Annotated in this window: 11 protein-coding genes and 1 pseudogene; 3 read left to right on the top strand and 9 right to left on the bottom strand. The window is 40.3% G+C overall.

Features of this window, described 5'->3' with window-relative positions; all coding sequences use genetic code 11:
• From RM553_RS17945 to RM553_RS17930, 4 genes and pseudogenes are all read right to left on the bottom strand, one after another.
• Positions 1–231: pseudogene (locus tag RM553_RS17945) on the bottom strand (hypothetical protein); the annotation flags it as partial.
• A 10-nt stretch (positions 232–241) separates the two neighbouring features.
• Positions 242–1402, bottom strand: a complete 1161-nt coding sequence (glf, locus tag RM553_RS17940; RefSeq protein ID WP_311536341.1) for a UDP-galactopyranose mutase — start codon at positions 1400–1402, stop codon at positions 242–244.
• A complete protein-coding gene (locus RM553_RS17935) occupies positions 1399–2547 on the bottom strand; it encodes a glycosyltransferase (RefSeq protein WP_311536340.1) in 1149 nt (382 codons plus the stop codon). The genes glf and RM553_RS17935 overlap by 4 nt, the downstream gene beginning before the upstream one ends.
• 420 nt (positions 2548–2967) lie before the next feature.
• The gene (locus RM553_RS17930) at positions 2968–3594 is read right to left on the bottom strand and encodes a trimeric intracellular cation channel family protein (protein WP_311536339.1); all 627 of its coding nucleotides are present in this window, start codon (positions 3592–3594) and stop codon (positions 2968–2970) included.
• A 177-nt stretch (positions 3595–3771) separates the two neighbouring features.
• Between RM553_RS17930 and trxB the strand changes: the two genes are divergently transcribed.
• Entirely contained in the window at positions 3772–4767 is a 996-nt protein-coding gene (trxB, locus tag RM553_RS17925) for a thioredoxin-disulfide reductase (RefSeq protein ID WP_311536338.1), read from the top strand.
• A gap of 55 nt (positions 4768–4822) precedes the next feature.
• On the opposite strand, the gene RM553_RS17920 is transcribed toward trxB, so the two are convergent.
• From RM553_RS17920 to RM553_RS17905, 4 genes are all read right to left on the bottom strand, one after another.
• Entirely contained in the window at positions 4823–4978 is a 156-nt protein-coding gene (locus RM553_RS17920) for a hypothetical protein (RefSeq protein ID WP_311536337.1), read from the bottom strand.
• Positions 4979–4980: 2 nt separating this feature from the next.
• Positions 4981–6756, bottom strand: a complete 1776-nt coding sequence (locus tag RM553_RS17915) for a PspC domain-containing protein (RefSeq protein WP_311536336.1) — start codon at positions 6754–6756, stop codon at positions 4981–4983.
• Entirely contained in the window at positions 6749–7093 is a 345-nt protein-coding gene (locus RM553_RS17910; RefSeq protein WP_311536335.1) for a PadR family transcriptional regulator, read from the bottom strand. The genes RM553_RS17915 and RM553_RS17910 overlap by 8 nt, the downstream gene beginning before the upstream one ends.
• A gap of 106 nt (positions 7094–7199) precedes the next feature.
• Positions 7200–7658 carry a DUF4870 domain-containing protein gene (locus tag RM553_RS17905; RefSeq protein ID WP_311536334.1) on the bottom strand — a complete coding sequence of 153 codons (459 nt, stop codon included), beginning with the start codon at positions 7656–7658 and terminating at the stop codon, positions 7200–7202.
• 143 nt (positions 7659–7801) lie between these two features.
• On the opposite strand from RM553_RS17905, the gene RM553_RS17900 reads away from it, so the two are divergent.
• The gene (locus RM553_RS17900; RefSeq protein ID WP_311536333.1) at positions 7802–8260 is read left to right on the top strand and encodes a DUF4442 domain-containing protein; all 459 of its coding nucleotides are present in this window, start codon (positions 7802–7804) and stop codon (positions 8258–8260) included.
• A 200-nt stretch (positions 8261–8460) separates the two neighbouring features.
• Here RM553_RS17900 and RM553_RS17895 read toward each other — a convergent pair whose 3' ends face one another.
• Positions 8461–9144: a cell division ATP-binding protein FtsE gene (locus tag RM553_RS17895; protein ID WP_311536332.1), complete on the bottom strand. Its 684-nt coding sequence runs from the start codon at positions 9142–9144 to the stop codon at positions 8461–8463.
• 160 nt (positions 9145–9304) lie between these two features.
• On the opposite strand from RM553_RS17895, the gene RM553_RS17890 reads away from it, so the two are divergent.
• The gene (locus RM553_RS17890; RefSeq protein WP_311536331.1) at positions 9305–12322 is read left to right on the top strand and encodes a tetratricopeptide repeat protein; all 3018 of its coding nucleotides are present in this window, start codon (positions 9305–9307) and stop codon (positions 12320–12322) included.
• Positions 12323–12325 lie beyond the last annotated feature (3 nt).

Genomic DNA, 12325 nt, shown 5'->3' with positions numbered 1-12325 from the left:
TATTTTAAACTTTGCAGCCGCATCTATTCTGGACTTTAAGGAGCCAAAGTCAAAAATGAAGGGGGCTTTTTCTACTTTACTCCAGCAAACTCCCTCCCGCACCACTTTTATTCCCAAAGAGAAGAGCAGGGCGTAATCTTCTTCGCACCTTACATCATGTTCGGTTTCTTCCAGTAGATTAATTCGTCTCCCTGTACGGTTAATATGATCGGCGCACTCGAAGCCACCCATAAAGAAGCTTTTAAAACCTTTGAACTGCCTGCTTTTCATTCCTGAATATTCTCTTTCGTTTTTTCCTTCCTTCCAGGCTTTTAAACAAATCAAGGGCATTTTTAAAGGCCTGGTCCATATTGAAATACTTATAATTTGCCAGTCTTCCTACAAAATAGATGTTTTTCAATCCTTCAGAATCCCTGCGGTATCTTTCATAAATTTCCCGGTTTTTTTTATTGGGAACAGGATAATATGGCTCTCCGCTATCCACAGTATATTCTTTAACAATAGTGGTTTTTTTGGATTGCTGATTTCCAAAATGTTTGTATTCAATTATGCGGGTAAAATCCACCTCGGTTCCCGGGTAGTTTACTACGGAATTCTCCTGGTAATATTCCTGATTTACCGTTTCACTTACAAAGTTGATGGAGCGGTATTCCAGTTTGTCTTCCAGGCTGTGTTTAAATTCGAAAAACCTATCGATGGGCCCTGTGTAAAAAAGTTTTGAATAGCCAGTTATTTTATCCTTAACATCAAAATAATCGGTATTTAATTCTACATGAATATTGGGATGTGAGAGGAGCTTTTCAAATAATTTGGTATATCCATTTTTTGGAAGAGCCTGATATTTATCTGAAAAATAGCGGTTATCGTAATTGGTTCTAACCGGAATGCGGTCTAAGACAGAAGCGTCCAGTTCTTCAGGAAATTTATCCCACTGCTTTTTAGTGTAATGCCTGAACATTTTTTCGTATAATTCCGGTCCTACTCTGGCAAGAACGGCTTCTTTTCCATTTTTGGGATTGTCAGTATGAACTCTATTCTTTTCCAGCCAATCCTTCATTTGTTCTTCCGAAGAAATTTTAAGATCGAAGAGCATGTTCACGGTTGTAATATTAACCGGAATGGGAACAAGTTTTTCATCGACTTTCGCCAGGACCTTATGCTCCCATGCATACCATTCGCTAAACCTATTTACATAGTTCCATACCCCTTCCTCGTTGGTATGAAACAGATGAGCGCCATATTTTGAAACCAGGATTCCGTTTTCATCAATATAATCGAAACAATTACCGGCAATATGTGGGCGCTTTTCCAGGATGAGCACTTTTTTGCCCCGTGTGGCATATCTTTCAGCTAAAACAGCTCCAGATATTCCCGCGCCAATAATTAAAATATCCACCTTCATTTTACCTTGCTTTTAATAATTTCTTCCATTTGCGCTGCAGTGCTGTCCCACGAAGTCTTACTGAGTATTTCCTTATAATCTGCTGAAAAATCTTTAGGATCTTTGAGAATGTTTTTAATAGCATTTGCAAACTCTTCGGCACTGGCGATAATAGGAATGCAGTTGCTGTAATCCCGCATAATGTCTTTAATTGCTGTTGAAATTATAGGTTTTCCTGCCGCCATATATTCTAATGTTTTTGTCGGGCTAATAAATTTTGTAGAGTCGTTTAGGGCGAATGGCATCATAGCGATGTCAAATGTTGCCAGGTAAACAGGAAGAGAGTTGTAAGGCTTCATTCCCAGGTAATGTATGTTTTCTTCCCTCGGCAAATCTTCTTCCTGGATTTTAGCCAAAGGGCCAACCATGATAAAAGCAATTTCTGGAAGCAGTATTGCAGTCTTCTGAAGTAAATCCAGGTCAATCCGTTCATCTATAACCCCGCAATAGCCAACCATAGGAGAATTTATTTTCTGAAGATCCTCAGGACTTAAAGATTTCTCCTGACTTGCTTTCCGAAAATGCTCCTGCTCTACAGAACTTGGAAAGCAGTGAACATTGTTGTGGCTTTTATGCTTCGATTCATATAAAGATTTTCCACCGGTAAAGACAATATTAGCTTCGGACAGCAGGAACTTCTCCTGGTTTATAAGCTCAGATGGAGCGCCCTTAAAAAGAGAAAGTTCATCCATGCAATCGTAAATTACTTTATCAAACCTGAAATCGGTAAGCAATGGACTAAATGCGGCTGAATAAAACCACCCGACTGCTGTTGGGCCATTTTTTATTAGCGGTTTAAGAATGTTACTGATGGAAGGTATATCTGAGACCTTCGGCTTAAGAACATGTAAGTTTTGGTTTATTATTTCCAGTTCAAATGACTTTTCTTCACCTACATCAAAATGAACAGGTTCTTCTATAAACAAAATATGATAATTTGCAGATAAACGACTGATGATGTGTTGTGGTCGCTGATATACAAATCCCCATCTTAAATGGGAGAAAACCAGCATATCGTATTCAGTTTTTTTACCTTTTTCCTTTTCTTTATTAAAGCCGCTGGATTTTTTAAATTCTTGTTTTTGTGCAATTGAGCTCTTTTCCATAAATGGCAGTTTTACCATTAACCGTGTCTTTCCGGAAAAGGATATAGAACAGCCTTCCCGGAGTGCCGGTAATTCGATTAATAAAATGAGATTGATAAACTATTAAGAGCTAAATGAGGAGGTGCTCTAAAACTTATTAAATGTATAATGAGGAACTACAGCAGCAAAGTCCGTTATGAATAATTTAGCAAGCAATTTTGTAAATTTAACTCCTGAACTGGAATATCCTTTTTCAATTATGTAAATGGATGTCTAAACAGGCTGATGCGGGAGGTGGTAGGAAGAAATGAATATTTTGCAGGCGTGTTACAGGGAACTTCTCTCTTTAGATTATTCGTTATAAACTGCCTCATTAGAAATGAGCTCTAAAGACAATCAAATATTTGATAATCTGAATTTTATAAGAATAAGCCTTTTATTTTATCCCGTTTTTTCAGGTAAGTAAAAAGAAGGTAGCGCTATTTTATATTTTACAACCACCAGGCGGATAACAATTACGGTAAGAGAAGTAATAATATAAATTAAATCGTGATCTATGTTGTACCTATATAAAATTACGAATGCCACACCTCCAACCAGGCAGGCGGTCGCGTAAATTTCCCTTCTGAAAATAACAGGGATTTCATTACAGAGAATATCCCTTATTACCCCGCCAAAGGTCCCCGTCATAGCGCCAAGGGCAACAGAAATGATGGGATCCAGCTCATTTCTAATTCCTGTTTCTACTCCTGTAATGGTAAAAACTCCTAATCCAATGGTATCAAAGAGAAAAAGAGAACGCCTTAAATAATAAATTTTTTTGCGGAAGATAATGGCAAGAATCGTAAAAAGGCCGATGAGGTAAATGTAGATGGTATTTTCCATCCAGATAACCGGAGTGTTTCCAATAAGAACATCCCTAAGGGTACCGCCTCCAATTGCAGTCACAAACGCAATGATGAATACCCCGAACAAATCCAGTTTACGGTTCATTGCAGTAAGCGCTCCTGAAGTCGCGAAAGCCATAGTTCCCAGGATATCCAGTATATTAAATAAGCTTAGCTCCATCACCGGCAAAGTTACTTTTTATAGTGTAAACCCGAAGAAAGTAAGTTTTTTAATTAAAGCCAGACCAATTAGTAGCAATTTATGTCCTACAACTATTGGCAAATAATCAATCTTAATTAGTTTAAGCCTCGGGTTTTGTCTAAAGTTAGTATTTTTACAGTCCAAAATATTTTTGATATGAGCGATACACCTGAAAGAATAAAATGTTTAATTATAGGATCGGGACCTGCAGGATATACTGCGGCCATTTATGCTTCCAGAGCCGATATGAAGCCGGTGATGTACACCGGAATGGAGCCCGGCGGACAGTTGACCACTACTACTGAAGTTGACAATTTTCCCGGTTATCCTGAAGGAATTGATGGCCCCCAGATGATGGTAGACCTTCAAAAGCAGGCGGAGCGTTTTGGTACCGATGTAAGAATAGGAATGGTTACTGAAGTGGAATTCAGTAAAAAAGCTGGTGGAATCCATAAAGCTTGTATCGATAATTCCACATGGGTGGAAGCAGAAACAGTAATAATATCTACAGGTGCAACCGCGAAATACCTGGGACTGCCAAGTGAACAGAAGTTAAGAGGTGGCGGTGTATCTGCCTGCGCGGTTTGTGATGGTTTCTTCTACAAAGGTCAGGATGTGGCAATTGTTGGTGGTGGGGATACTGCTGCTGAAGAGGCTACCTATCTTGCCAATATTTGCAATAAAGTGACCATGCTTGTGCGTAAAGATTACATGAAAGCCTCCAAAGCCATGCAGCACAGGGTGGAAACTACAGAAAATATTGAGCTGCGGTATAACACCGAAGTTGATGAGATTCTGGGAGACCAGGTAGTGGAAGGCCTTAGAATGGTGAATAACCAAACCGGGGAAAAAGAAGAGATTAAAATTACCGGCTTTTTTGTAGCTATCGGGCACAAGCCAAACACCGATATTTTTAAGGATTGGCTTGATATGGACGAAACCGGTTATATAGTGACTAAAAGTAAAACCACAAAAACCAATATTCCGGGAGTATTCGCTTCAGGAGATGTTCAGGATAAGGTTTACAGGCAGGCTATTACAGCAGCCGGCACCGGATGTATGGCTGCCCTTGACGCCGAACGTTATCTTGCCGAAATTGAGACGGAAGAAGATATTGAAAACGCGCAGACAAAAAAGGAAGCTGTTCAATAATCTCCCAGCCTGAAAATTGAAAATAAAAAAGTCCCATTGCGGGACTTTTTTGTTTTTATAGCGCTACTTCTTCCGAAGAACATTTTTCTTCCGGAATAACTTCAACCGTGGCAGTTCCTTTTTCCGAAGAAGTTTGATGAGAACTTTCGGCAGGAACTTCCAGGATTAATGACATCAGAAAAATAATAATAAGATTGATGAGATTGCTCATGATTACTGAATTGAATCGGTTGTTGTAGTATCTTCCTCTTCCGCGTTCGCAGATTGGACATTGGGAGTATTATTTGCTGAGTTTTTCTGAATCTGAATATCCACACCATCCCTGTTTATATTAACTTTGGCGTTGTAGTCATCTTCTTCATTCCACTCATCACTTTCCCATTCTTCAGAATTTGTTTCATCATTAAAATCTGTTTGCTCCACAGGGCAATTATGGCAAATCGTGGCGCCATCAATTACTTCAAGAAACCTTTCCTGGTCTGCTCTTCTAAAAATATTGTCACTCTCATACCTGCTTACATAGGCACTTGCCCCGGAATCTACGTATAGTGTTGCCCCTTCAGGTACATAAAGGCTGATTTCAACCTCCTGGTTCCGGAATTTATTCTCTAAATCGGAAGTGAGGTAACTATCCAGTTGAAGCTCATTCCCCTGGAGTGACATGTCATAATTTATATTTTGAGCTCTAAGATTGGCATCTTCAAAATCTCTTCCTTCAGCAGATTTTAAGATTTCTATTCTGGCAAGGGAATCCCTCGTAGATTTAATGCTTAGCCATACACGATCTGAAAACAACATTTTTTGACCATTTTCATCATGCCTTATTTTAAAATCGCCACCGCGATAAAAACTACTGGAAAAATTATTTGTATTCCGCATGCTTACAAAAAGAGTGTCCTGTTTATTTATATTAAGGCTTTGGCTCACCACGGTTTCCCCGTCAAAAGCCGTATTTGTAGCTTGCTGAATAGTAATTACTACGGCCCCGATAAATGATATTATCCAAAGCCCAAGCAACACAAGTTTCGCGGTTCTTCCTATAGATCTCAGGTTGGGCACCAGGATTTTCAAGCCCAAAATGAACAGGAAGAAACACGGAATCGCAGCGAGAAAAAATGCAATTATGGAAATTAACCAAAAAGGACCACCACTCACTGCCATTTCTACATAATCAATCCAGGGAGTATCAATTAGTCCAAATATCCCCACGGTGAACAGGCCTATAAAAAGACCTATTAAAATTACACCTGCAAAAAGGAGAAGTATGATCCCGATGAATTTTACAAAAACATTAAGTAAAACTTTAATAATATTGCCTATTGCCGAGCCGGCAGAGCTTGCGCCAGACCTGGCTTTGTCTCCGTATTTCTGGTAATCTACATCCTTCATTTTACCGGTAACATTGTCGAAGCCTTCGCGAATTTTTTTTTCAATGTTACTAATGGTCACTTCTTCGCCTTCCATGGCTAGGCGGTCTGCAGTGGTTTTAGCTTCGGGTACAAAAATCCACATTGCGATATAGATCAAAATAAAGGCTCCGCTGGTAAGGAATGTAAGGAAAACCCATAACAGCCTTATCCATATAGCCTCTATTTCAAGATAATGGCCCAGCCCGGAGGAAACCCCGCCAATGTATGAATGTTGTGTATCCCTAAAAAGTTTCCTGCCCTTAATTGTTTTACGGGTGCTGCTTTCATATTCGGGTTCGTCTTCAAAGATTTCTTCATCTACCATGTAATCTTCTGGCTGGCCCATGATAGCGATAACTTCTTCCACTTCTTTTAAACTTACCACCTGGCGCTTATCCCTGATTTTTTCAGTGAATAATTCAGCAATACGGGCTTCAATATCTGCTATAATCTCATCATTGCCCGGCGTATTGGTGAAAGAGCGTTTAATAGCCTCCAGGTAATGTTGCAGTTTGGTGTACGCATCTTCATCTATATGAAAGAAAACGCCGGCAAGATTTATATTGACTGTCTTATTCATGATTTTTCTTTTTTTGAGTGGTTACGATTGTCACGGCTGTTTGTAGCTCGTCCCAGGTAGTGGTTAGTTCTTTTAAAAATAATTTCCCCGTGTCGGTTAATCCGTAATATTTACGTGGGGGGCCGCTGCTGGATTCTTCCCAGCGGTAGGAGAGAAGGCCCGCGTTTTTAAGCCGGGTAAGTAAAGGATAAATAGTTCCTTCTACTACCAGTAACTTAGCGTCTTTCAGGGTCTCCAGGATTTCAGCCACATAGGCGTCTTCATCCCGCAGGACAGAAAGGATGCAATATTCCAGCACACCTTTACGCATTTGTGCCTTGGTGTTTTCAATCTTCATAATGTCTGATTTTGAATTTTGTTAAACTGTCCATTTTTTGATTGATGGTTTTATAATTGAAAATTTGATGATGCATTTTCAGTAGCCAGTTTTTCAGGCCATATTTTTATTTTATAAAGTTGATGCATAGCGGGTATTTGTACAGTTCGCCTTCACTTGCTTTTAAGCTCGCGCTTATCACCGCATAGATTTCCAGTACAAAGAGCCCCAGGATTAATGTTCCAAAAGTCCCGGCAACTACGATTAATGGGATAAGATCCTGAAAATTCTCTGTATGTATATGGTCGTTGTATAGATGTAAAGGAGTATCAAAACTTAAATTCAGTCCCATAATTAGCAGAATGGAAAGCCCCAGTAAGCCTAAAAGAATAAAATAGAGGAAGATGCTTATCTGGAAATTTATGGCATTTCTGCCATGACTATCTACAAACGCGTCCTGCTTTTTTACCAGCCATAGCAAAAGTGGGAAGAGAAAGTTTCCAAACGGGAAAAGGTATTTGGAGAATACCGATAAATGGATAAGCGTTGCCAGTGTTTTATCCTGATGTAATGCCTGTGAATTCATAACCTATTAATTTCTAATACAAATATATGGTTAAAAGCAGGTATTTTGCAAAGCATAGTACCTTAATTTAACTTTTATTTAAGATTTAAGGTTTTCCCTGAGTTTCATTTATTTTGGGTACATTTAATAAAATAAGAAGCTATATGAAGTTCACTCCCGCTAAACTTAATTCTTTTTTAATGCTGAAGTTACCCAGCGCATGGCTATGCGGAGTGCGCGTTAAGAAGATAGAGGAAGAAACTTGTACGGTGAAGGTGCGGCATCGCAGGATCAATCAGAACCCCTTTAACTCTATGTATTTTGCGGTTCAGGCTATGGCAGCAGAACTTAGCACGGGAGCCTTGGTTATGTCTAAAATTCAAAAGAAAAACCAAAAGATTTCCATGCTGGTAGCCCAAAATAATTCTTCATTCTCCAAAAAGGCAACCGGGAAAATAACTTTTTCCTGCCATGACGGACAAAAGATTGAGGCTGCAATTCAGCGTACGCTGGAGACCGGCGAGGGGCAAACCTTCTGGATGACGAGCAAAGGCTATAATGAAGAAGGAGTGGAAGTTTCCAGTTTTAACTTTGAATGGACGGTGAAAGTGAAGGGAAGTTAGGATTTAGCGGTCTGGAAGTTAGAATGAACAAAGGACTGATCTCTGTCATACTTTCTGCGATAACCTGCGGGAGAGTTTTAGTGAAGAGTGAATGGGTTATAAAAAATGGAAAGCCTTCCACTTTTGGAGGTGAGGTGGCCGAACATCTGTAACATCGGGCGCAGTCGTGATGCTCCAAACCTCCATCCAAGAACTCCGAACTATACTGTTTTCTGCACGACTTCAAAAACCCTCTGCCCGTCGCATTTTAAAGTTTTTGAAGGATACTTCAGCAGTAAAGCGTAATCGTGAGTGGCCATTAAAATGGTGTTTCCGTTTTTGCTAATTTCCTGCAGCACTTCCATAACTTCCACAGAGGTCTGCGGGTCCAGGTTCCCCGTAGGCTCATCGGCAAGAATGAGCTCAGGATCGTTTAGCAGCGCCCGGGCAATTGCCACACGTTGTTGCTCCCCACCGGAAAGCTGGTAAGGATATTTAAAGCCTTTGGTTTTCATGCCCACTTTATTCAGCACCTCTTCAATGCGCTTTTCCATCGCAGATTTGTCTTTCCAGCCGGTGGCCCTTAAAACAAACTGCAGGTTATCGTTTATATTTCTATCGGTAAGCAGCTTAAAATCCTGGAAAACCACCCCTAATTTGCGCCGCAGGTAAGGAATTTCCTTTTCCTTTAAGGTGCGCAGGTTAAAATCAACAATATGGCCTTCCCCTTCAGTTAAAGGTAAATCCCCGTAAAGCGTTTTCATAAAACTACTCTTGCCGGTACCGGTTTTTCCGATGAGGTAGACAAAATCACCTTTATTTACGGTTACATCTACTTCAGAAAGGATCAAACTTTCACGCTGATAAATGGCGGCGTTTTTTAATTCCAGGACGGCTTGAGACATAAATAGAAATGCTAGATTATGGTGTAAAATTATCGGTAAATATACATTTTTCAAAAAGTGCCGGTTTACTTTTTTTCATATTAACATAATTATAGGCCACTTTCATCGTTATTAAAATAAGCATTAAATTATCTTTGAACTTCAATCTAAACATATATAAATGACACCTGGTAAATCTCTCCTCATTGTTGTTTTACTATCCCTCTCATTTAAAGGTATTTCCCAGCAATCTGCTACTTATACCAATGAATTAGCCGATTTTAACCGTGCGCTAGAGCTCTATAATAACCAGCAGTTTTTGGCGGCCCAAAATCTTTTTGATGAAGTTAAAGATGAAACTGAAGACGAAAAAATTAAGGCCGATGCTGCATATTATATAGCCAACGCCGCGGTAAGATTAAACCAGCCTGGAGCAGACCGCCTTATGGAGCGATTTGTAACGCGTTATCCTACCAGCACCAAAACCAATTCGGCTTATCTTGACGTGGCAGATTATTACTTCAACACAGGAAAATACGCTCTTGCCAGGAAATGGTACGATAAGGTGGATGAAAATGCCATGGGCCGTAAGGAAAGGCAGCGGTATTATTTTAACAACGGCTATGCCTATTTTCGAACCAATAATTATGAGGAAGCGCGAACATATCTGGAACGGGTGAGGGATTCTAAAGAATACGGTTCACAGGCCAAATATTACATCGGTTTTATGGCTTATGAAAGTGATGATTACGAGGAAGCCAGTGAGAATTTTGAGCAGGTTCAGGATAATTCCCGGTATAGCGAAGACCTTTCCTATTTCCAGGCAGATATGAATTTCAAATTAGGGAATTTCCAAAAGGCGATCGATTTAGGAATGGAACAACTTCCAAAATCCAACCGCCAGGAAAAATCCCAGCTGAACAAAATTATAGGAGAGAGTTATTTCAATTTAGGTAAATATGAAGAAGCGATTCCTTATTTAAAGGAATACCAGGGCCTTCGCGGAAAATGGAATAATACCGATTATTACCAGTTAGGTTACGCCTATTACAAACAGGGCGATTATGAAAAGGCCATTTCAGAATTTAATAAAATAATAGACGGAAATAATTCCATCGCCCAAAATGCCTATTATCACCTTGCGCAGTCTTACCTTAACCTGGAGCAGAAGCAACAGGCGCTGAACGCTTTCAAAAATGCCAGCGAAATGCCTTTTGATGCTAAAATTCAGCAGGACGCGCTCCTGAATTATGCAAAACTTAGCTACGAAATTGGAAACTCTTACGAGAGCCCATCACAGGTGCTGCTAAATTATCTTGAAAAATATCCCGATGCTGCCGAAAGACAGGAAGTGGAAACCTTACTTATAGATTCTTTTATTACTACTAAAAATTATGAAGAAGCTATGCGTTTGCTGGAAAATAACAGGAATTTCAGCGATAAGCAAGCTTACCAGAAGGTCGCTTATTATTACGGACTGGAACTTTACGAAGAGGGCGATTATTACAAGGCAATAGAAATGTTTGATAAAGCCTTAAATGAACCACGGGATCCCGCTATTACTGCTAAATCTACTTTTTGGAAGGCAGAGAGTGAATTCAATGTTAACCGTATAGATGATGCGATTATTGGCTATAAGGAATTTGGCGGAATGACTGCTGCCCGCGGTACCGAAGAAATGAAAAACCTGGATTATAATATTGGTTATGCCTATTTCAAAAAGAACGATTATGCCCAGGCGACCAGTTACTTTAAACGATATGCTGAAAACACCGGGAATGATAATGCCAGGAGGGATGATGCATGGTTAAGGCTTGGTGACAGCTATTTCGTGAACAGCCAGTACTGGCCCGCCATGGAAGCTTATAATAAAGCGATTGCGAATAATGTGAGCGACAGTGATTATGCAGCTTTTCAAAAAGCAATAAGCTATGGATTTGTAAACCGTAATGAAACTAAAATTGAGGAGCTGAATAACTTCATTAGTAAATATCCACGTTCCCCCTACCGCGATGATGCCCTTTTCGAGTTGGGGAATACCTACGTAGCAATGGAGAATACCCAGCAGGGAATACAGGCTTATAACCGCTTGATAAGGGACGTGCCGGGAAGTGCTTTTGTGCCAAAGGCGATGCTACGGCAGGGATTGATTTATTACAATTCCAATGAAGGCAACAAAGCCCTGGAACGTTTGAAAAAAGTAGTTTCTGACTATCCTAATACGCCTGAAGCAAAACAGGCTGTTTCCACCGCAAGAAACGTTTACGTGGATTTGGGAAGAACAGACGAGTATGCGAGTTGGGTGAGAAATATAGATTTTGTTGAAGTTACAGATGCCGATCTTGATAACACCACCTATGAATCTGCGGAAAACCAGTATTTGAACAATAAGGCCGATCAGGCAATTAACGGATTTGAAAAATACCTCAGGGATTTTCCTAACGGGATTCATTCCATCAACGCGCATTTTTACCTGGCCCAGCTTTACTTCCGCCAGGGGAATAAAGACAAATCCATGAGCCATTACCGTTATGTGGTGGAAAGGCCCGGGAACGAATTTACCGAACAGGCGCTGGCAAGGCTATCCCAGATTTATCTCGAAAAAGGGAATTACGCTGAAGCCACTCCGCTCCTGGAAAGGTTGGAAAAAGAAGCAGATTCCCAGGAAAATGTGGCCTATGCCCAGTCTAACCTGATGAAATCCTACTACGAAGCAGGAAATTTTCAAAAAGCCGAAGCTTATGCTGAAAAAGTACTGAACAGCCCAGGCGCTGAAAAACAGGCGAAAACGGATGCGCAGGTGATAATCGCCAGGTCTGCAATGAAGGCGGGAAATGAAAACCGGGCGAAAACCGCTTATGCCGAAGTTCAAAAAACAGCTACAGGCGAGTTGGCTGCAGAAGCGCTGTATTACGATGCTTACTTCAAGAACAAAAATGGAAATTATGAAGCTTCGAATGCCGCCATTCAGATTTTGGCAAAGGATTTTTCTGGCTATAAACGCTGGGGCGCAAAAGGCCTGGTGCTTATGGCCAAAAATTTTGACAAGCTTGGAGATGCTTACCAGGCAACATATATTCTGGACAATGTAATTAAGAACTTTAGCAACTATCCTGAAATTGTTTCTGAGGCTAAAGCCGAGTTGGCCAGGATTAAAACTCAGGAAGCCAAAACCAACTCTTCCGTAGAAAATAATTAATCA

The sequence above is a fragment of the Autumnicola tepida genome (assembly GCF_031846485.1).
Taxonomy (GTDB): Bacteria; Bacteroidota; Bacteroidia; order Flavobacteriales; family Flavobacteriaceae; genus Autumnicola; species Autumnicola tepida.
This window is presented reverse-complemented; position numbering and strand designations above follow the sequence as displayed.

What these genes read in the sequence shown, in the direction of transcription:
- glf (WP_311536341.1), bottom strand. Translation starts at nt 1,402, where the DNA reads ATGAAGGTGGATATTTTAATTATTGGCGCGGGAATATCTGGAGCTGTT.
- RM553_RS17935 (WP_311536340.1), bottom strand. Translation starts at nt 2,547, where the DNA reads ATGGAAAAGAGCTCAATTGCACAAAAACAAGAATTTAAAAAATCCAGC.
- RM553_RS17930 (WP_311536339.1), bottom strand. Translation starts at nt 3,594, where the DNA reads ATGGAGCTAAGCTTATTTAATATACTGGATATCCTGGGAACTATGGCT.
- trxB (WP_311536338.1), top strand. Translation starts at nt 3,772, where the DNA reads ATGAGCGATACACCTGAAAGAATAAAATGTTTAATTATAGGATCGGGA.
- RM553_RS17920 (WP_311536337.1), bottom strand. Translation starts at nt 4,978, where the DNA reads ATGAGCAATCTCATCAATCTTATTATTATTTTTCTGATGTCATTAATC.
- RM553_RS17915 (WP_311536336.1), bottom strand. Translation starts at nt 6,756, where the DNA reads ATGAATAAGACAGTCAATATAAATCTTGCCGGCGTTTTCTTTCATATA.
- RM553_RS17910 (WP_311536335.1), bottom strand. Translation starts at nt 7,093, where the DNA reads ATGAAGATTGAAAACACCAAGGCACAAATGCGTAAAGGTGTGCTGGAA.
- RM553_RS17905 (WP_311536334.1), bottom strand. Translation starts at nt 7,658, where the DNA reads ATGAATTCACAGGCATTACATCAGGATAAAACACTGGCAACGCTTATC.
- RM553_RS17900 (WP_311536333.1), top strand. Translation starts at nt 7,802, where the DNA reads ATGAAGTTCACTCCCGCTAAACTTAATTCTTTTTTAATGCTGAAGTTA.
- RM553_RS17895 (WP_311536332.1), bottom strand. Translation starts at nt 9,144, where the DNA reads ATGTCTCAAGCCGTCCTGGAATTAAAAAACGCCGCCATTTATCAGCGT.
- RM553_RS17890 (WP_311536331.1), top strand. Translation starts at nt 9,305, where the DNA reads ATGACACCTGGTAAATCTCTCCTCATTGTTGTTTTACTATCCCTCTCA.